Source organism: uncultured Flavonifractor sp. (assembly GCF_944383115.1).
Classification (GTDB): domain Bacteria; phylum Bacillota; class Clostridia; order Oscillospirales; family Oscillospiraceae; genus Flavonifractor.
This window is the reverse complement of record NZ_CALWOJ010000019.1, coordinates 1-18,174: the sequence shown is the minus strand read 5'-3', so window position 1 is coordinate 18,174 and position 18,174 is coordinate 1. Positions and strand designations below refer to the sequence as shown.

Here is an 18,174-nt window from a genome sequence, read left to right as displayed (position 1 = left end):
CTGTTCATTATAGCATCATACGCCCTGGTAGGCAAGGGATGGCGGCCAGGAGAAAAGCGCATAAAAATACGCCGCAAGCTATGCTTGCGGCGTATAAAAAGGACAGAATCACTGGGCCAAAAACTTCTTCAGCCGTGCCAGGCCTTCCTTAATATTCTCCAGAGAGGTGGCGTAAGACCAGCGGACGAAGTTGGGGGCGCCGAAACCGGAGCCGGGCACTACGGCCACCAGGCCGTACTTCAGGAACGCATCGGCGAATACGTCGTCATTGGTGATCTCCACCCCGTGGATCGTCTTGCCGATGAGCTGCTCCAGATTCATCATCACATAGAACGCGCCCTCCGGCTTAATGCAGCTGACGCCGGGAATGGCGTTCATCTCCTCCACAATATAGTTCCGGCGAGCCTCAAAAGCCTGGCGCATGGTCTCCACCTCATCCTGAGGGCCGGTCAGCGCGGCGACAGAGGCTTTCTGAGAGATTGCCACGGGGGAACCGGTGGAGTGGCTGACAAAGTTGGCCATAATCTTGGCGATCTTCGCGTTGGCGCAGGCGTAACCGATGCGCCAGCCGGTCATAGCGTAAGCCTTGGATACGCCGTTGATGAGGATGGTGCGCTCCTTGGCGTCGTCACTGAGGGAGGCAAAGCTGGTGAACTTCAATCCATCGTAAACAAGGCAGGCATAGATCTCATCGGAAATGACGTAGATGTCCGCCTTGGCACATACGGCAGCCAGAGCCTCCAGCTCTTCCTTGCCGTACATCATGCCGGTGGGATTGGAGGGGTTATTGAGGATAATGGCCTTGGTCTTGTCGGTAATGGCATTCTCCAGCTTCTCAGGCGTTATTTTAAAGTGTTCCGCCTCCGTAGCAGTGACTACCACAGGCACGCCGCCCACCATTTTGATCAGCTCGATGTAGCTCACCCAGTAGGGCGCTGGCAGGATGACCTCGTCGCCGGGGTTAATAATGGCCCGCAGGGCCAGATACACCAGATGCTTGGCGCCGCTGCTCACCACCACCTGGGCGGGCTTGTAGTCCAGGCCAAAGTCGGCGCGCATCCGGTCGCACACCGCCTGGCGCAGCTCAACAGTGCCGGCGGCGGGGGTGTAGCGGGTGACATTATTGCGGATGGCGGCGATGCCCGCCTCCTTGATGGCGTCGGGGGTGTCAAAGTCGGGCTCACCTGCACCGAAACCGATGACGTCGATGCCGTCGGCCTTCATCTGCTTGAACATGGCGTCGATGGCCATGGTGGTGGACGCCTGAACGGCCTCTGCGATCCTGGACAGCTCTTTCAATGGAATCTCTCCCTTGCGTGCAATTTCTTGACATATTATATGCGCCAACTTGCAAAATTGCAAGCCCCTATTTCAAAAACTTCCTGGTTTTTGAATGAAAAAATATATACTGATGCAAAACCGGCTGCCACGGTCGTACTGTGGCAGCCGGTTTCATACAAGTCAGGCTTTTTTTCTGGCCCCAACCACACGGGCGATCACCGTGCTGAGAACCAGGTTGATGGCCAGCTCCAGCACAAAGTTGACGCCGGTCAGAACCAGGATAATGTAGGTAACAATATCCTTGCCATTGGCAGTGGCCCAGGCGGTCAGCATATCCGGGAACAGGAAGACCAGGGCGGCCACAAAGATGCCGGTATTCACCACCGGGCAGACGATACCGGCGGCAACGGAGGCCCCAATGGAGGAGCGGCGGGACAGCGCCCGGAACACCAGGCCGGATACAAAACCGGCGGCGGCGCCCTTGACGATGCACAGGGCGGCGGTAAGCAGTGGGTTGGCTGCAAACAGCATATTGCCGCCTATATCCCAGCCGGCCACACAGGCAATGAGTACCACTACCCCAAACACAGCGCCCAGCCAGGCGCCTGCGCCTGCGCCGTACAGGGCTGCCCCGATGATAATGGGGGCCAAAGCCAGGGTAATGGAGAAGGGTCCGAACTTGACAAAGCTGGCGACTACCTGCAGGACCACGATGATGGCCGTCAGCAGGGCCAGTCCGGTCAGGCGTCTGGTTTTTTCGTTTGCTCTCATGGTCAGTTACCTCCTGCTGCCGCTCCTCCTTTGAGGATGCAGCGCAATCTTTATTTACCCACGGCAGCTGCCGTTGAGTACCGATTCAGGCTTTTCTGGGCTTACGGGTATTTTTCTGATACAAGAGATAGAGCCCTCTTATGACCAGGTCGGCGTCATATCGGATCTCATGCCTGCAATAACGCAGGATCTTAGGGGCATTGCCGCCGGTTGCCACCACGGTGACCGGCTGGCCTACCCGCTCCTCAATGCGGTCCAGCATTCCGTCCACCATGCTGGCATGACCGTACAGCACTCCGGAACGCATGGCCTCCTCCGTGGTGCGCCCCAGCAGATCCACCTGCGCGGGACTTTCAATGGAAATGGGCGGCAGCGCGGCAGCCTGTTCCGACATGGCCCGCAGAGCCAGAGTCAGGCCAGGCATGATGATACAGCCTTCATATACGCTGCCCTGAATCAACGAGAGCGAGGTGGCTGTCCCCATATCAATCATAACGATAGGGCTTTGATATCCCGCAATGGCAGCCACGGAAGAAGCTACAATATCGCTGCCCAACTGATCGTGGATCTCCGCCTTGATATTCAAACCGGTTTTGATTCCAGGCCCTACAACGATAGGCGTCTTCCCCGTCATTCGAGTGATAGCATCTGCAAAGACAGCCGTCAGCGGCGGCACGACGCTGGAGAGGATCGCGCCGGTTATGGCCCCCATATCAGCCCCATACAACCGGAAAACGCCGAACAGGTCAATGGCGCATTGGTCCCTGGTTTTGCTCTGGGAGGTTTCCAGCGTGGCGCGGAAGCTCAGTTTGCCCTCCTGGTCAAACAGGCCTACCGTCGTATTGGAATTGCCCACATCCACCGCCAGGATCATAGCGTCGCGCCCCTTCTACACCGTTGTCTTTTGGTCATTGTATCAGCAATTTCCCCTATCGTCAAGCAACGGGGCGGCCTGGTGGCCGCCCCGCAGATGCTTCTCAAATGTTCTGGCAGATCAAATCACCCATCTGCCTGGTGCCGATGGGGGTGACACCCGGCTCGGCAATGTCGGCGGTGCGCCAGCCCTCGGCCAACACAGCGTCCACGGCAGCCTCCACCGCGTCGGCCTCGGCGGCCAGGTGGAAGGAGTAGCGGAACATCATGGCCACCGACAGGATGGTGGCGATGGGGTTGGCCTTGTCCTGGCCCGCGATGTCGGGGGCGGAGCCGTGGATGGGCTCGTAGAGGCCGGGAGCGGTGTCGCCGATGGAGGCGGAGGGCAGCAGGCCGATGGAGCCGGTGACCATGCTTGCCTCGTCGGACAGGATGTCGCCGAACATATTCTCGGTGACCACCACGTCGAACTGGCCGGGGTCACGGACCAGCTGCATGGCGCAGTTGTCCACTAGCACGTCCTCGTACTGCACGTCGGGGTACTCCGCTGCCAAACGGTGCATGACGGACCGCCACAGGCGGGAGGTCTCCAGCACGTTGGCCTTGTCCACGGAGGACACCTTCTTCCGGCGGAGCCGGGCCAGCTCGAAGGCACGGCGGCCGATGCGCTCGATCTCCTTCTCGGAGTAAGCCATCCGGTCGGCGGCTTCCATGCCCCGATCCGGGGTGTCGTACTTCTCCCGCTGGCCGAAGTAGATACCGCCGGTCAGCTCCCGGACCATCATCAGGTCGATGCCCTTCTCCGCCGTCTCCTTCTTCAGGGGGCAGGCGTCCGCCATGGCAGGCCGCAGAGCGGCGGGGCGCAGGTTGGCGTACAGGCCCAGATCCTTGCGGATAGCCAGCAGAGCGGTCTCGGGCCGCTGCTCGGCGGGCTTGTCGCTCCCCCACTTGGGACCGCCCACCGCGCCCAGCAGCACAGCGTCGCAGGCCTTGCACTTCTCGGCGGTGCCGTCGGGGTAGCTCTTGCCCACCGCGTCGGTGGCGCAGCCGCCCAGCAGCACGTCCTCATAGGTAAAGCTGTGGCCGAACTTCTTGCCCACGGCCTCCAGCACCTTGACGGCCTCGTTCACCACCTCGGGGCCGATGCCGTCGCCCCGGATCAAAGCGATTTTGTAATTCATTTCGCCACACCTCGCGCTTTCAGGGAGTTGAGCAGGCCGCCGGCCTGGATGATGTTGTCCACGAAGGCCGGGAAGGGCGCGGCCTGCCAGGTCTTGCCCTGGGTCTCGTCGGTGATGGTGCCGGTGGCAAAGTCCACGCTCACAGTGTCCCCCGCCTGGATGGCGGCGGCAGCCTCGGGGCTCTCCATGATGGGCAGGCCGATGTTGATGGCGTTGCGGTAGAAGATGCGGGCGAAGGAGGGGGCGATGACGCACTTCACGCCGCAGGCCTTGATGGACAGGGGCGCGTGTTCCCGGGATGAGCCGCAGCCAAAGTTGGCCCCGGCCACGATGATGTCGCCCTGCTCCACGGTAGAGGCGAAATTGGCATCAATATCCTCCATGCAGTGGGAGGCCAGGGATTTTTCGTCAGGGGCGTTGAGGTACCGGGCGGGAATGATCACGTCGGTATCCACGTTGTCGCCGTACTTATATACTTTCAAGGATGTCACCCTTTCTGATTTGGTGCCTTGGGACCCGCCGCAGGCGGGACGCGCCAAGTGGCGCGCGCAAGCGTTTTGCCCTGCAAAACCTTGCCGCAGGGGCAATTCACTTGCCCCGAGGAAGAATAATATGGGGGCCCGAACGCTGTTTACAGCGTTCGGGGATCGGCCACGCAGCCAGCCACCGCGGAAGCGGCGGCCACGGCGGGGTTGGCCAGGATGATCTCGGAGGACACGGGGCCCATGCGGCCCACAAAGTTGCGGTTGGTGGTGGAGATGGCCCGCTCGTTGTCGGAGAGTACGCCCATGTGGCCGCCCAGGCAGGGACCGCAGGTGGGGGTGGACACGGCGCAGCCCGCCTCGATGAAGGTCTGGATCAGGCCCTCGGCCATGGCGTCCAGGGTGATCTGTTGGGTGGCGGGGATGACGATGCAGCGCACCCCGTCGGCCACCTTGCGGCCCTTGAGGACCGCCGCCGCCTGCCGCAGGTCGTCCAGGCGTCCGTTGGTGCAGGAGCCGATGACCACCTGGTCGATGTGGGTGCCCTCCACCTGGTCGATGGTGCGGGTGTTGGAGGGCAGATGGGGCAGGGCCACCGTGGGCTGGAGGGTGTTCAGATCAATGACGATCTCCCGCTCGTACTCGGCATCGGGGTCGGCCTCCACCGCCTCCCACGCACGGGTGACACGGCCCTTCAGGTAGGCCCGGGTCTTGTCGTCCACCGGGAAGATGCCGTTCTTGGCGCCCGCCTCAATGGCCATGTTGGCGATGGTGAAGCGGTCGTCCATGGACAGCTCCCCTACCCCTTCCCCGGCGAACTCCAGGGACTTGTACAGAGCGCCGTCCACGCCGATCATGCCGATCAGGTGGAGGATCACGTCCTTGCCGGACACATAGGGCTGGAACTTGCCGGTGAGGGTGACCTTGATGGCGGCGGGCACCTTGAACCAGGCAAGGCCGGTAGCCATGCCGGCGGCCATGTCGGTGGAGCCCACGCCGGTGGAGAACATACCCACCGCGCCGTAAGTGCAGGTGTGGGAGTCGGCACCGATCATGCACTCACCGGGGGCGGTGAGGCCCTTTTCCGGCAGCAGAGCGTGCTCCACACCCATGCAGCCCACGTCATAGAAGTGGGTGATGTTGAATTCCTTGGCAAATTCCCGGGCCTGGGCGCACAGCTGGGCGGACTTGATGTCCTTGCAGGGGGTGGAGTGGTCCAGCACCAGGGCGATCTTGTCTTGATCAAATACCTGAGTCAGTCCCGCCTTGCGGAACTCGGTGATGGCGACGGGCGCGGTGATGTCGTTGCCCAGCACCAGGTCCAGCTTGGCCTCCACCAGCTGGCCGGGTACCACCTGGTCCAGTCCGGCGTGGCGGGCCAGGATCTTTTGGGTCATGGTCATTCCCATACGAGGGCGCCTCCTTATTTCTTGTTGGTATCAGCATACCATACCCCCTTGCCAGAAGAATGTAAACCATGCTACAATCTTACCGTAAGGGCAGGGCTTGTCCCCGCCCGAAAGGAGGAAACCGCCATGCTGCGCAACATCTGGACGCCTCTGGCCGACGGCCAGCCCATTCTGCACAAGGAGCCGGGAGAGCTGATCTATCTCCAGGACACCCGGGCGGATTGCTTTTATTATATTGTATCGGGCACCGCCAAGTGCTTCATCAGTTCCCCCGAGGGCGAGGAGCGTATCCTCACCCTCCCCCATGCCGGCGAGCTGATGGGCGAGGCCGCCTTCTTTGACGGCCAGCCCCGGGTATCCTCCGCCATGGCGGTGACCAAATGCCAGCTGGTGGCGGTGGACCGGCAGCACCTGACCCAGGTCTTTGCCGCCCATCCCGATCTGGCCATCGCCATGCTGGAGGACCTGGCCCGCCGTGTGCGGATGCTGTCCGGCCATGTGGACGGGGACTTCCTCCAGGCGGACAAGCGCATCGCCCGCCATCTGCTCTCCCTGCTCCCCTGGCCGGAGAACACAGTGCGCTGTACCCATGAGGAGATCGGCGCTTCGGTAGGCGTAAGCAGGGTGACGGTAAGCCGTGTGCTTGGCGAGTTTGATAAGAACGGCTGGGTCAAAACCGGCTATAAAAGCCTGAAGTTATTGAATCGGCAAGGATTGGAAAATTTTTTACGTCAGCCTGATTTGTAAAGAGAGAAAACCTTGTGGGGAGGAATTGGATTTGTACACCATTAAAAGTTATGTGTTCCCCGAAACATTGGCGGAGGCCGATGAGCTGCTCCACCGGGACATCCGGGCCGCCGCTGTGCTGGGGGGCTGCTGCTGGCTGAAGCTGGGCTGCCGCCGCATCAGCCGCGCCATCGACCTGACCCGGCTGAGCCTGGATCAGATCGAGGTGAAGGACGGCTGCCTGGAGCTGGGGGCCTGCGTCACCCTCCATCAGCTGGAGACCCACCCCGCCGTCACCTCCCGGTTTGACGGCATTCTGGGGGAAAGTGTGTCCCACATCGTGGGGGTACCCTTCCGCAACTGCGCCACTGTGGGCGGGTCGGTCTTTTCCCGGTTTGGATTCTCCGACCTGACCTGCGCCCTGCTGGCTCTGGACGCCACCGTGGTACTCTATCGGGGCGGCGAGATCCCCCTGGATCGCTTTATGGCCTCCCCCATTGCTTTTGACGACATCTTGCTGAAGGTGCGGATCAGGGATGACGGCCGCCAGGCCGCCTACCAGAGCGTCCGCCGCTCCACCACCGATTTCCCCACTCTGGCGGCGGCGGTAAGCTGCCTCAACGGCCAGTGGACCGTGTCAGTGGGCGCCCGTCCCGCCCGGGCGGTGCGCGCTGAGGGCGCCGCCGCCTGCCTCAACGAGGGCAAGGGTGCCGCAGCCGCCGGACAGGCCGCCGCTGAGGAGCTGACCTACGGCACCGACCTGCGGGCGGGGGCCGACTACCGCAAGAAGCTGGCCGCCGTACTGGTACGCCGTGCAGCAGAGCAGTGTATGGAGGAGAACAAGGGATGAAAGTTAAAATCACCGTTAACGGGATGCTGTACAACAAGCACATCCCCAACGATATGATGCTGCTGGAGTTTCTGCGCAAGTATGGCTACGTCAGCGTGAAGCGCGGCTGTGACACCAGCAATTGCGGCCTTTGCACCGTGTGGGTGGAGGGCAAGCCGGTGCTGTCCTGCTCCTACCCCGCCGCCCGTGCCGACGGCCTCAACGTTACCACCCTGGAGGGTGTGAAGGAGGAGGCCGCCTCCTTTGGCCGGTATATGACCGCCCAGGGGGCCGAGCAGTGCGGCTATTGCAGCCCCGGCTTCATCATGGCTGTGCTGGCTATGCGCCGGGAACTGACCGACCCCACCGAGGAGGAGATCTCCAATTATCTGGCGGGCAATCTGTGCCGCTGTTCCGGCTACGCCGGTCAGACCCGGGCTCTTCGGGCCTGGCTGAACGACAAGCCCTGGGAGAAGGAGGGTCAGGCATGAATTTGAGATATGTGAATCAGGCCGTCCCCAAGCTGGACGGGGCCGCCCTCACCGGCGGCAAGGGCGTGTACACCGAGGACATGGTACCCCGGGACTGTCTGGTGGTCCAGGTACTGCGCAGCCCCCACGCCCACGCCCGTATCAAATCCATCCGCAAGGACGCCGCCAGCCGGGTACCCGGCATCGCCTGCATCCTGACCTGGGAGGACGTGCCCCAGATCCGCTATACCCTGGCGGGCCAGTCCTACCCGGAACCCTCCCCCTACGACCGCTACATCCTGGAGCGCACCGTCCGCTATGTGGGCGACCCGGTTGCTATTGTGGCGGGCCGGGACAAGGACTGCGTGGCCAAGGCCATGCGCATGATCCAGGTGAAGTATGACATTCTGGAGCCGGTGCTGGACTTTGAGACCGCTCTGGACAACCCCATTGTGGTTCATTCGGAGGATGACTACTTCCACCACTTCGACATCGGCGGCGACCAGAAGCGCAACCTGGTGTCCAGCGGCTGCGATGCCGACGGGGATGTGGATGCCGCCCTGGCCTCCTGCGACGTGGTGGTGGAGGGTACCTACTACACCAAGGCCAACGCCCAGGCCATGATGGAGACCTTCCGTACCTATACCTATCTGGATCACAACCGGCGGCTCAATGTGGTCACCTCCACCCAGGTGCCCTTCCACTGCCGCCGCACCATCGCCCGAGCCCTGGGCCTGCCTAAGAATATGGTGCGGGTGGTAAAGCCACGCATCGGCGGCGGCTTCGGTGCCAAGCAGACCCTGGTCAGCGAACTGTTCCCCGCCATCGTCACCCTGCGCACCGGTAAGCCCGCCAAGATCGTCTACACCCGGAAGGAGTCCTTCCAGGCCTCCAACAGCCGCCACCAGATGCGGGTCCACGTCAAAGTGGGTGCCATGAAGGACGGCACCATCAAGGCGGTGGATATGCACGCCCTGTCCAACGCCGGCGCCTATGGCGAACACGCCTCCACCACCATCGGCCTGGCGGGCCATAAGACCATCCCCCTCTACGCCCGGCAGGCCGCCTTCCGCTTCTCCTGGGACGTGGTGTACACCAATACGATGGCCGCCGGGGCCTACCGTGGCTACGGCGCCACCCAGGGCTGCTTTGCCATGGAGTCGGCCATGAATGAACTGGCGGAGCAGCTGCACATGGACCCCGCCCAGCTGCGGCTCATGAACCTGCCCCATGTGGGCGAGAACATGGCTGCCTACTACAATGAGCCACTCACCAGCTGCAAGCTGCCCCAGTGCATTGAGCGGGGTATGGAGCTGATCGGCTGGAAGGAGAAATACCCCTGCGTCAAGGTGGACGACCACCGCGTCCGGGGCGTGGGCATGGCGGTAACCATGCAGGGCTCCGGCATCTCTGCCATCGATACCGCGTCGGTGACCATCAAGCTCAACGACGACGGCTACTACACCCTGATGATCGGCGCCACCGACATGGGCACCGGCTGCGACACCATCCTGGCCCAGATGGCCGCCGAAATTTTGAACTGCCCCATGGAGCGCATCACCGTGGACGGGGTGGACACCGACCACTCCCCCTTCGACACCGGCTCCTACGCCTCCAGCACCACCTATGTCACCGGCATGGCGGTGGTGAAGGCCTGCACCGAGCTGAATGAGAAGATCGCCAACCAAGGCGCCCGCCGCCTGAACATCCACCCCGAGCGGGCGGAATTCGACGGGGACAAGGTGTACGACCGCACCAATCCGGAGACCTCCATCACTCTGGACAAGCTGGCCCAGGACCTGGTGGTGGGCGAGGGCACCCAGTGGCTCACCGCCACCGCCAGCCATTGCAGCCCCACCTCTCCCCCGCCCTTCATGGCGGGCTTTGCCGAGGTGGAGGTGGACCTGGAGACCGGCGAGACCAAAGTTGTGGACTATGTAGGCGTGGTGGACTGTGGCACCGTCATCAACAAGAACCTGGCCCGTGTCCAGGCCGAGGGCGGCATCGCCCAGGGCATCGGCATGGCCCTGCTGGAGGACATCAACTACGACCCCAAGGGCCAGATGGTCAACTCCACCTTCATGACCTACAAGATCCCCTGCCGCACCGACCTGCCGGAGATCCGGGTGGAGTTCCAGGAGAGCTACGAGCCCAACGGCCCCTTCGGCGCCAAATCCATCGGCGAGGTGGTTATCAACACCCCCTCCCCCGCCATTGCCCAGGCGGTATACAACGCCACCGGCGTGCGGGTGCGCTCCCTGCCCATCACCGCCGAGAAGATCCTCATGGGGTAAAATCACATGACGGCAGTCCCCGGCATAGGATGCTGCGAGCGAAAGCTTAATGCAGAATAAGGATCGCATGTCACTATGGGAATGCCAGTTATCAAGCCAAGCACCACCACCAGAGATCAGGCCATCACCGATATCATTGAATCGGTAGCCCTCGAGGAAACCGCGCTGTCTCACATTCTCAACGCGGAAGGCGAGAAGATCCAGAAGATGGTCGCCATGCAAGAGGTCACCCCCGATGTACTGCTGGCGACCAACAAGTCGGTGGAGTCTATGGTGAACGCTGTATCCAGACTGGAAATGATCCTCCATTCCAAACTTTCTGCGTTTGACGGCTGCCTGTGCGAAAAGAGTCAGTCGGCCGACGCTGCTGCAGAGCAGTAATCAGTTATGCTCAGTCGGGACTCCTTACGGAGTCCCGACTTTTTTCGCACCAAGGATCAGCGCAGCGCATAAACTAGGATGTACCACAGAGAACCTCATTATCATTTTATGGGAGGATCCTATATGGCAATCAATTTTGGCCTTGCCAATGACTATAACGTATTTGTATTCGGCAACATGAGCCTGAGTAATACAGATGCGGAGGGCCGTGTAGCCGTAGGCGGCAACGCGACCTTGAGCAACTATGGCGTCGGTGCAAGCATTCTTCCGCTGCCGCCGGCAAATACGGACCCCTCTTTCGTGATAGGCGGCGATGTAGATGTTTCCGCAGGCTCCAACGCAAGCGGCAATACCGTCATCAGCCCCAGCAGCACGGTAATCAATTATACAATGGGCAATCCCAACGGCGCACTGGTCACCGGGACTCCCATTGATTTTGTGGAAGCAGAGCGGTATTTAAAATGCGCCTCTGCCTTCTGGAGCGCGCTGGAGGCAAACGGAAGCGGAGCGGTGGTATTCAACCAGCTGAATTTAACCGGTCTGAGCGATACCCTGAACGTATTCCATTTTGACAGCACCAACATCTATGGTACCGGTTTGTCTCTGAACCAGCTGAATGGGATCAACATCATTGCACCCATCGGTTCCACCATCCTGATCAACGTAGACGGCGCCAATATCCAATACGGGAGCTATCAGATCTTCCGAAATGGAACGGCGGCTACCAGAGAAAACGCAAGAAGGATCTTATGGAACTATCCCGATGCCCTGACCTGGTCCAACAGCACCACCGCCATTTACGGCTCTGTGCTGGCGCCCTGCGCCGCTGCGGTTACCACATTCAGTCAGATCAACGGGAATATTATCTTTGATTCCTTTACTGGCAATGCTGAAAGTCACGACGAGCTGTTTATCGGCGAACTGCCCGAACCAACCGAGTGCCTTCTGACGACCAGCACCACCACCAGCAGCAGCACCACCAGCACTACAACAACGACCTCAACGACGACTACGACGACCAGTACCACCACGACCACTACGTCTACTACCACGTCTACCACTTCGACCAGCACCACCACGACTGCCGCGCCTGCCCCCAGAAATCAGGCGATCACGGATCTGTTCGAGTCCGTTGCTCTGCAGCAGGCGGCCTTGTCCCACATTCTGAATGCTGAGGGCGAGAAATTGCAGAAAGTTCTGTCCTTTGAGGATGTTGCCCCTGAAACCATTCTGCTGACCAATCGTTCAGTAGAATCTATGGTGAACTCCATTGCCGGCCTGGAGATGATCTTGAAGCAGAAGCTGGATCTTTTTGAGGCATGCGCATGTGAGGACAGCACCCAATAAACGGATGTTTGGCGCAGCAGAGTTCTGCTGCGCCAAACATAATAAACCGCCCAAAGAGGAGTTTCTCTATGAAGGTTGCCATATTGACCATGCTTTCCGGCCTCTCCACCACCTACTCCCTGGTAAACGTGGTTGCATACCAAATCAGAATGCTGCTGCAGGCCAATGTAACCGTAAAAGTGCTGGTAAGCGAGACCTGCCCGGACGAAGAGCGGACCGGCGTGTTTTTGGATGAGCGGGTCCAGTGGGTCAAAATCGCCAACACCCTGAACGGAAAGGCTATGATCTGGCATGACTACTCTGCCCCTTCCGGCAGTGTGCATGAGACCTTTTTTGAAGAGGCCGATGTGATTGCAAAGGACTTTGTGAGGCACCTCAAAGACGTGGATGTGTGTATCATGCACGACATTCTCTATCAGGGCTGGCATCTGCTCCACAATATTGCAATCCGAAAGGTGCAGAAAGAATTGGAGCATGTACGTTTTCTGGCCTTTACCCATTCTTTTCCGGTATGTCGTCCCAAGGAGATGACATATCCTTTTTCCGCAAGATTTATGGATATGCCGCGGACGAAGTTCGTTTATCCAACCTACTCCGGCATACCGGCTTTGGCCAGGCAGTATGATGTCCCGGAGGGGAAATGCGCAGTGGTTTACAATACAATGCCATTGATCTCGGCCGCAAGTCGGGATGTGCAGTGCGTAGCGCAACACATGGATTTGATCCATCCGGAATTGTTGGCTGTGTACCCGGCCCGATTGACCACCGGAAAGCGGTTTGAAAAGGTAGCAGCATTGGCCGGCGCTATCCACACAGCAACGGAAAAGGAGATCAAAGTTATTTTTTGCGATTTTCCCAGCGCAGATATCTCCAGTCATGTTTATAAGACCATGATACGGATGGAAGGCAAAAAGTATGGACTGCAGGGGGACGATCTCCTGTTTACCTCAGACCTGGGATATGCGGATGGATTTCCCAGGCATGCCGTTTTTGAGCTGTTTCAGCTGTCCAATTTGTTTATCTGTCCCTCCTATTCAGAATCCTTTGGCTTAACGGTGCTGGAGGCGGCCAGCCGAGGAAACTTTCTGGTTCTCAATGAAGCGGTACCTGCGCTGAAAGAATTGGGAAGCAGCTTAGGGGCCTACTTCATGCGTTGGGATGCAAGGAACTTTGGATACGATACCCATGAAAAATACAGACCGTCAGAAGAGGCGTATTATCAGGACCACGGACGTATCATTGTGGATCGCATGCGGGAAGACCACAGTTTACAGGCCAAGACAATGGTGCGCAATCGTTACAACGATCTTTGGATCTGTCAGAATCAACTGATGCCGCTTCTGGAATGCTGACTGTATACTGCACAAAAAAGAGCCGCCTGAAAGGCGGCTCTTAAAATACTCAGTGCATGGAAATGGACTTAAGACAGGCTTCAAAATCATCATCATAGGCGCCGGAAACGCTGGTCAGCGTAAGAATATCGGTGTAATCACGCCCGAAAACGTAACACTGGGTACCCACCATATCCACGCCGGACATGCTTACTCCATAGGAGCAAAGAATGGCGTCCAGTCCGTCTACTGTCGTCTCCTCATAGGAGAGCATTCCTGTATATCCTACCAACGAACTGGAAAAAACGCTGTCCATAACGCTTTCGCTGTAGTTGTCGATATTGTCCGCACCGGCCTTGGTTATATTGATGTTATCGGACTCTTCCGGATAATTGGGCGAATACATAATGGGGAAAGAACCGCTCTCATCTACAGTGAATCCTTCCGGCAATTCGATGGTCATATGGTCATAGGTATAGGCGTTTTCCGAACGAGGTTCGGAACATCCGCCCATCATCGACACGCATAACAGCACGGTGATAAACAATGCAGCAGCTCTTTTCATAAGTACGCTCCTTCTTCTATCTTTTTCAGAATCACGGTCTTTTTACAGGCGCAGACCGATCATTTCTAATATATACCATAGTTGAATCTGTGACAAGATGTCTGCCTTGCAATATTTTCAGTTTTATTACAGGATAATGCAGATCAAACCGCCGGAACCTTCATTGATGATGCGTTGGAGGGTCTCCTGCAATTTGGCCCGGGCGTCCTCCGGCATTCGCTTGAGCTTGGCGTTGAGATCCTCGCTGACCAGCTCGTGGAAGGACTTGCCGAAGATGTTGGACTGCCAGATGGCCTTGGTGTCCCCCTCGAACTCCTGGAGCAGGAAATTGACCATCTCCTCGCTCTGCTTTTCGTTGCCCACAATGGGAGATACTTCTGTCTCAATATCTGCCCGGATCATGTGGATGGACGGCGCGGAGGCTTTCAGACGCACCCCGTAACGGCCGCCCTGCCGGACGATTTCCGGCTCCTCCAGTACCAGCTCGTCGGTGCCGGGTACCACGATCCCGTAGCCGCAATTCTTGACTTCCTCCAGCGCGCCGGCCACTTTATCATACTCGGTTTTAATTTTTGCCAAGCGACTGAGCAGATCCAGCAGATCTCCATCGTCATGAATGGTAAAACCGGACTGCTGGGACAGGGTATCGTAGAAGAGGCTGCGAGGCAGTTCCAAATCGGCGGCAGCCAGGCCGGTTCCCAGGTTCATGGAAGTAATTTGGGCTCGATTTACGGTGTCACAGGCTCCAATGGTTGCCACTGTACCCTCTACATCCCGGATGCGGCGCATTCCTTTGGCACTTTCCCGAATGGCGGCATACAGACCATGTTTGATGGGATGATCCCAGGGCAGCGCATCCACCCAGGGAGGCAGGAACAGATCCAACTCCTTCACCGGGAACTCGTACAGTACCCCTTTAATGATGCCGGTCACCGCATCCTCATCCAGTTCCAGGCAGTTGACGCACACGCAGGTCACGTCGTATCGGGACGCAATGTCCGCCCGGATGGCCTTGGCCCGGTCCGATTGAGGCTGCGCGGAGTTGAGTACCACCAGGAAGGGCTTTCCCAGTTCCTTCAGCTCGGTAATGACCCGTTCCTCCGCCTCCAGATAGTCCTCCCGCGGGATATCGGTAATGGTGCCGTCGGTGGTCACTACGATGCCTATGGTGGAATGTTCGGCAATGACCTTACGGGTGCCGATCTCGGCGGCCTCAGTCATGGGGATGGGCTGGGGGAACCAGGGAGTGGTCACCATCCTGGGCGCATCGTCTTCCAGCGATCCTACCGCTCCGGGTACCAGGTAGCCCACGCAGTCAATGAGCCGCACGGAAAAGGTGGCCCCGCTGTCCATCGTTACTTCCACTGCTTCTTCCGGTACAAATTTGGGCTCGGCAGTCATAATGGTGCGGCCGGAGCCGCTTTGGGGCAGTTCGTCCTTGGCCCGCTCCCTGCGATAGACATTTTCAATGCCGGGAATGACCATCGTTTCCATGAACCGCTTGATGAATGTGGATTTTCCAGTCCGCACCGGCCCCACCACGCCGATATAGATATCCCCTTCGGTTCGCAGGGCGATATCTTCATAGAGCTTGCGTTGTTCCACTGGCAATTCCTCCTTCGGCCGCGTCAGCCGGCGTTTTCTCTACATACCTATGGGGATAAGCCGTGGATTATGCCAGTGGGAGAAATGCTTCTTTGAAATAAAAAGCAAAAAAGTGCGCTGACGCGCACTTTTTTGCAAAAGAGACTTGATTTACAGCATATTGGCAAAGTCCATAGGAACGTAGGTCAGTCCGTCCTTGGCGTAGCAGTAGTGGGTCAGCTCCAGATCGTCGCCTCCGGCCACCTTGCAGGTGTAGCTCTCCAGGGTGAGGGTGTAGGTAGTGGTGCCCTTGGTGAGGGTCACGGTGCTGTCGGCGCCGTTCCAAGTGACGGTGTAGCCCTTGGCCTCGGCTACCTCGCGCACCGGCACGTCGGCCAGGAAGGTGGTGGGGGTCTTGCCGGCGGCCAGGCCGGTGTTGTGCATCATGGTGGTGAGCAGCTTGGCGTACAGGTTGTCGGACAGGGTCATCTCATGCTCAGCCATGTCGATCCCCAGCTGGGTCACATAGGCGTCGCCGGCGGCCCGGCTCTCCTGATATTTGGCCATCACAATGGGGGTCTGCTCCAGCATGGTCTGGAACATCAGGGCCTCCTGCAGCTTCCAGAAGTCCTTCACGCCCTGGCCATACAGGGTGCGGTCCTGCTCGGCAATGGTGCAAATGCGCTTGAACATCCAGAAGGCGCCGGTAGGATCATAGGTGTCCCCATCCACCTTATAGGCATCGGCGGTGTCGGTGATGCCGGAGAAGAAGGGAATGAACACCGAGTGTTCGGCGTTGCCCAGAGCCAGCCAGTCAATGGAGGAGCAGTAGGCAGGCCAGTCGGGGAAGGTCTGGAGGATATGGATCTGAGAGGAGCGCTCAGTGCCGATGACACGGTTCTCCTCCTGGCCGGGCAGGGTCACGTCCAGAGGGGTGTCCTCATAGCGGCTGCGGTAGATGTCCATGACGGTGAGGACGCTCACCTTCTCATCAGGGCTGTAGAACAGCGGATAGAAGGTGTCGGTGTCGTACTCGCCCACCTGGGAGGGCGCCAGGATCTTCATGCCCATCCAGTTGCGCATATTGTTGTAGTCCTCGCGGGTGTTGTTGGTGACGCTCTTGGCCAGATGATAGAGGTCCCCCTCCTTCACCGCCAGACCCAGCTGGTCGATGAGCTCAAACAGGCCGTCGGAGTAGATATAGCCGTCCTCGGGGGTGGCCTTGGGGTCCACCAGGCCGATCATGTTCTGGTTGCCGAAGACCGCCACCTTGTCGTCGGGCATCTTCATGGCGCAGTACTGATGGCCGCCGTAGATCTCCACGATCCAGGCTTCGTTCTGATCGGTAATCATGACGGTGTTGCCTTCCTCGGAGCCGTACTGGTCCACATAGCCCAGCAGCACATCCACGGCCTCACGGGCGTTGGTGGACACGGCAGCCACAGCGGCAGCCAGGATAGCCTCACGCAGGCCTGGCTCCACAAATGGATCGGCCTTCTCCCAAGCCTCGCAGGTGGAGGTGGACACGGTGGCGGAGATACTCACGCCGTATTCATTGGTGCAGGAGCCGGGATACATACCGTCGTCGCCCCGGGTGTAGTCGGGTACATAGGTATACTTGTAAGTGGTATCAGGCAGGGGGATCTTGAAGCCGGTGGCGGTGTCCTCAATGTAGCGGCCGGGCACGTTCTCCACCCGGGGCTGCACCATGAACATCTTATTGTAATCGCCCTGGCCCTGGTCTTCACTACGGGCGATGATATAGGTCCCCTGGTCGCTGACGTCCTTGCCCACATAAACGCCGGTACAGGCCAGCGCGCTGGTGCTCAGCAGCACAGTGCCCGCCAGCGCAGCGGACAGGATGCGAAAGGACTTTTTCATGGTCGTACACATCTCCTTCTTTTGTGATTCGAGTCCGGGGTCCCGCGAAAAAAACAACCTCCCTTCTTTCCATCGGATTCCGGATGTTTCCGGTCATAAACAAATAGTTGCACAAAAGAAACGGTTTGTCAACACAGAAAACTGCAATCTCATCCAAATAATGACAAAAGCGGGGCGCTCCCACAGAATTTTTGGGAGCGCCCCACCGGGGTCATTACTGCATGGATTCCACGATAGCGTCGGCCAGGGACTCCAGCTCGGCAGCCTTGTCGGCATGGAGAGCGGAGGCGATGGACAGCCGGTCGTTCAGGACGGTCATGTTTTTTAGTTCCTCATCCACAAACTTCTGCATCAGGTCGCCGGACTTGGGGGCCCAGGAGCCGTTTTCGATGAGGGCGAAGGTGCGGTTCTGGAGGTTGAGCCCCTTCAGGTGCATGAGGTAGTCGTGCATCACGGGGTAGATGCCCAGGTTGTAGGTGACGCTGGCCAGCACGATGTGGCTCAGCCGGAAGGACTCGCTGACCAGGTAGGACACATGGGTGTTGGACACGTCGTACACCCATACGTTGGTGATCCCCTTCTCGCACAGCTTGGCGGCCAGCGCCTGGGCGGCGGCCTCGGTGTTGCCGTACATGGAGGCATAGGCGATCATGACGCCCTTCTCCTCCGGCTCGTAGCGGCTCCACTTGTCATACTTGTCGATGAAGTAGCCCAGATCCTTCCTCCATACAGGACCGTGGAGGGGGCAGATGTACTTGATCTGGTCCAG

General features: G+C 59.0%; 17 protein-coding genes. 7 read left to right on the top strand and 10 right to left on the bottom strand.

What is annotated here, in order from left to right:
* Positions 1-108: 108 nt before the first annotated feature.
* The 6 genes from Q0K43_RS03940 to leuC form a co-directional block, all read right to left on the bottom strand.
* A complete protein-coding gene (locus tag Q0K43_RS03940) occupies positions 109-1,299 on the bottom strand; it encodes a pyridoxal phosphate-dependent aminotransferase (RefSeq protein WP_297289267.1) in 1,191 nt (396 codons plus the stop codon).
* A 162-nt stretch (positions 1,300-1,461) separates the two neighbouring features.
* On the bottom strand, positions 1,462-2,052 hold the full coding sequence (locus tag Q0K43_RS03935; protein WP_297289266.1) for an ECF transporter S component: 591 nt from the start codon (positions 2,050-2,052) through the stop codon (positions 1,462-1,464).
* Between the two features lie 85 nt (positions 2,053-2,137).
* Entirely contained in the window at positions 2,138-2,926 is a 789-nt protein-coding gene (locus tag Q0K43_RS03930; protein ID WP_297289265.1) for a type III pantothenate kinase, read from the bottom strand.
* A gap of 103 nt (positions 2,927-3,029) precedes the next feature.
* Positions 3,030-4,106: a 3-isopropylmalate dehydrogenase gene (leuB, locus tag Q0K43_RS03925; protein ID WP_297289264.1), complete on the bottom strand. Its 1,077-nt coding sequence runs from the start codon at positions 4,104-4,106 to the stop codon at positions 3,030-3,032.
* Positions 4,103-4,588 (bottom strand): 3-isopropylmalate dehydratase small subunit, encoded by a 486-nt coding sequence (locus Q0K43_RS03920; protein ID WP_087187950.1) that lies wholly within the window; start codon positions 4,586-4,588, stop codon positions 4,103-4,105. The genes leuB and Q0K43_RS03920 overlap by 4 nt, the downstream gene beginning before the upstream one ends.
* A 149-nt stretch (positions 4,589-4,737) precedes the next feature.
* Positions 4,738-5,997 carry a 3-isopropylmalate dehydratase large subunit gene (gene leuC, locus Q0K43_RS03915; RefSeq protein WP_297289263.1) on the bottom strand — a complete coding sequence of 420 codons (1,260 nt, stop codon included), beginning with the start codon at positions 5,995-5,997 and terminating at the stop codon, positions 4,738-4,740.
* A gap of 126 nt (positions 5,998-6,123) precedes the next feature.
* On the opposite strand from leuC, the gene Q0K43_RS03910 reads away from it, so the two are divergent.
* The 7 genes from Q0K43_RS03910 to Q0K43_RS03880 all read left to right on the top strand — a co-directional run bounded on the left by Q0K43_RS03910 (position 6,124) and on the right by Q0K43_RS03880 (position 13,396).
* Positions 6,124-6,744, top strand: coding sequence for a Crp/Fnr family transcriptional regulator (locus Q0K43_RS03910; protein ID WP_297289262.1), 621 nt, complete (start codon positions 6,124-6,126; stop codon positions 6,742-6,744).
* A 31-nt stretch (positions 6,745-6,775) separates the two neighbouring features.
* On the top strand, positions 6,776-7,573 hold the full coding sequence (locus tag Q0K43_RS03905; protein ID WP_297289261.1) for an FAD binding domain-containing protein: 798 nt from the start codon (positions 6,776-6,778) through the stop codon (positions 7,571-7,573).
* Complete coding sequence (locus tag Q0K43_RS03900; protein WP_297289260.1) at positions 7,570-8,043, top strand: (2Fe-2S)-binding protein; 474 nt, start codon at positions 7,570-7,572, stop codon at positions 8,041-8,043. The genes Q0K43_RS03905 and Q0K43_RS03900 overlap by 4 nt, the downstream gene beginning before the upstream one ends.
* Before the next feature lie 2 nt (positions 8,044-8,045).
* On the top strand, positions 8,046-10,316 hold the full coding sequence (locus Q0K43_RS03895; RefSeq protein ID WP_297289277.1) for a xanthine dehydrogenase family protein molybdopterin-binding subunit: 2,271 nt from the start codon (positions 8,046-8,048) through the stop codon (positions 10,314-10,316).
* 75 nt (positions 10,317-10,391) lie between these two features.
* Positions 10,392-10,697, top strand: a complete 306-nt coding sequence (locus Q0K43_RS03890) for a hypothetical protein (RefSeq protein ID WP_297289259.1) — start codon at positions 10,392-10,394, stop codon at positions 10,695-10,697.
* A 78-nt stretch (positions 10,698-10,775) separates the two neighbouring features.
* A complete protein-coding gene (locus Q0K43_RS03885) occupies positions 10,776-12,044 on the top strand; it encodes a choice-of-anchor A family protein (RefSeq protein ID WP_366086135.1) in 1,269 nt (422 codons plus the stop codon).
* Positions 12,045-12,112: 68 nt separating this feature from the next.
* Positions 12,113-13,396, top strand: a complete 1,284-nt coding sequence (locus Q0K43_RS03880; RefSeq protein WP_297289257.1) for a glycosyltransferase — start codon at positions 12,113-12,115, stop codon at positions 13,394-13,396.
* A gap of 49 nt (positions 13,397-13,445) precedes the next feature.
* Here Q0K43_RS03880 and Q0K43_RS03875 read toward each other — a convergent pair whose 3' ends face one another.
* From Q0K43_RS03875 to Q0K43_RS03860, 4 genes are all read right to left on the bottom strand, one after another.
* Positions 13,446-13,940 carry a hypothetical protein gene (locus Q0K43_RS03875; protein ID WP_297289256.1) on the bottom strand — a complete coding sequence of 165 codons (495 nt, stop codon included), beginning with the start codon at positions 13,938-13,940 and terminating at the stop codon, positions 13,446-13,448.
* A gap of 126 nt (positions 13,941-14,066) precedes the next feature.
* Positions 14,067-15,545: a stage IV sporulation protein A gene (spoIVA, locus tag Q0K43_RS03870; RefSeq protein WP_297289255.1), complete on the bottom strand. Its 1,479-nt coding sequence runs from the start codon at positions 15,543-15,545 to the stop codon at positions 14,067-14,069.
* Between the two features lie 150 nt (positions 15,546-15,695).
* Positions 15,696-17,405: a C69 family dipeptidase gene (locus Q0K43_RS03865; RefSeq protein WP_297289254.1), complete on the bottom strand. Its 1,710-nt coding sequence runs from the start codon at positions 17,403-17,405 to the stop codon at positions 15,696-15,698.
* 214 nt (positions 17,406-17,619) lie between these two features.
* A partial coding sequence (locus Q0K43_RS03860; RefSeq protein ID WP_297289253.1) for a flavodoxin domain-containing protein occupies positions 17,620-18,174 on the bottom strand: 555 nt, incomplete at its 5' end.

Excerpts from the sequence above, each read along its gene's own strand:
- Q0K43_RS03935 (WP_297289266.1), bottom strand. The coding sequence starts at position 2,052 with ATGAGAGCAAACGAAAAAACCAGACGCCTGACCGGACTGGCCCTGCTG.
- Q0K43_RS03930 (WP_297289265.1), bottom strand. The coding sequence starts at position 2,926 with ATGATCCTGGCGGTGGATGTGGGCAATTCCAATACGACGGTAGGCCTG.
- leuB (WP_297289264.1), bottom strand. The coding sequence starts at position 4,106 with ATGAATTACAAAATCGCTTTGATCCGGGGCGACGGCATCGGCCCCGAG.
- leuC (WP_297289263.1), bottom strand. The coding sequence starts at position 5,997 with ATGGGAATGACCATGACCCAAAAGATCCTGGCCCGCCACGCCGGACTG.
- Q0K43_RS03910 (WP_297289262.1), top strand. The coding sequence starts at position 6,124 with ATGCTGCGCAACATCTGGACGCCTCTGGCCGACGGCCAGCCCATTCTG.
- Q0K43_RS03900 (WP_297289260.1), top strand. The coding sequence starts at position 7,570 with ATGAAAGTTAAAATCACCGTTAACGGGATGCTGTACAACAAGCACATC.
- Q0K43_RS03890 (WP_297289259.1), top strand. The coding sequence starts at position 10,392 with ATGGGAATGCCAGTTATCAAGCCAAGCACCACCACCAGAGATCAGGCC.
- Q0K43_RS03885 (WP_366086135.1), top strand. The coding sequence starts at position 10,776 with ATGTACCACAGAGAACCTCATTATCATTTTATGGGAGGATCCTATATG.
- Q0K43_RS03880 (WP_297289257.1), top strand. The coding sequence starts at position 12,113 with ATGAAGGTTGCCATATTGACCATGCTTTCCGGCCTCTCCACCACCTAC.
- Q0K43_RS03875 (WP_297289256.1), bottom strand. The coding sequence starts at position 13,940 with ATGAAAAGAGCTGCTGCATTGTTTATCACCGTGCTGTTATGCGTGTCG.
- Q0K43_RS03865 (WP_297289254.1), bottom strand. The coding sequence starts at position 17,405 with ATGAAAAAGTCCTTTCGCATCCTGTCCGCTGCGCTGGCGGGCACTGTG.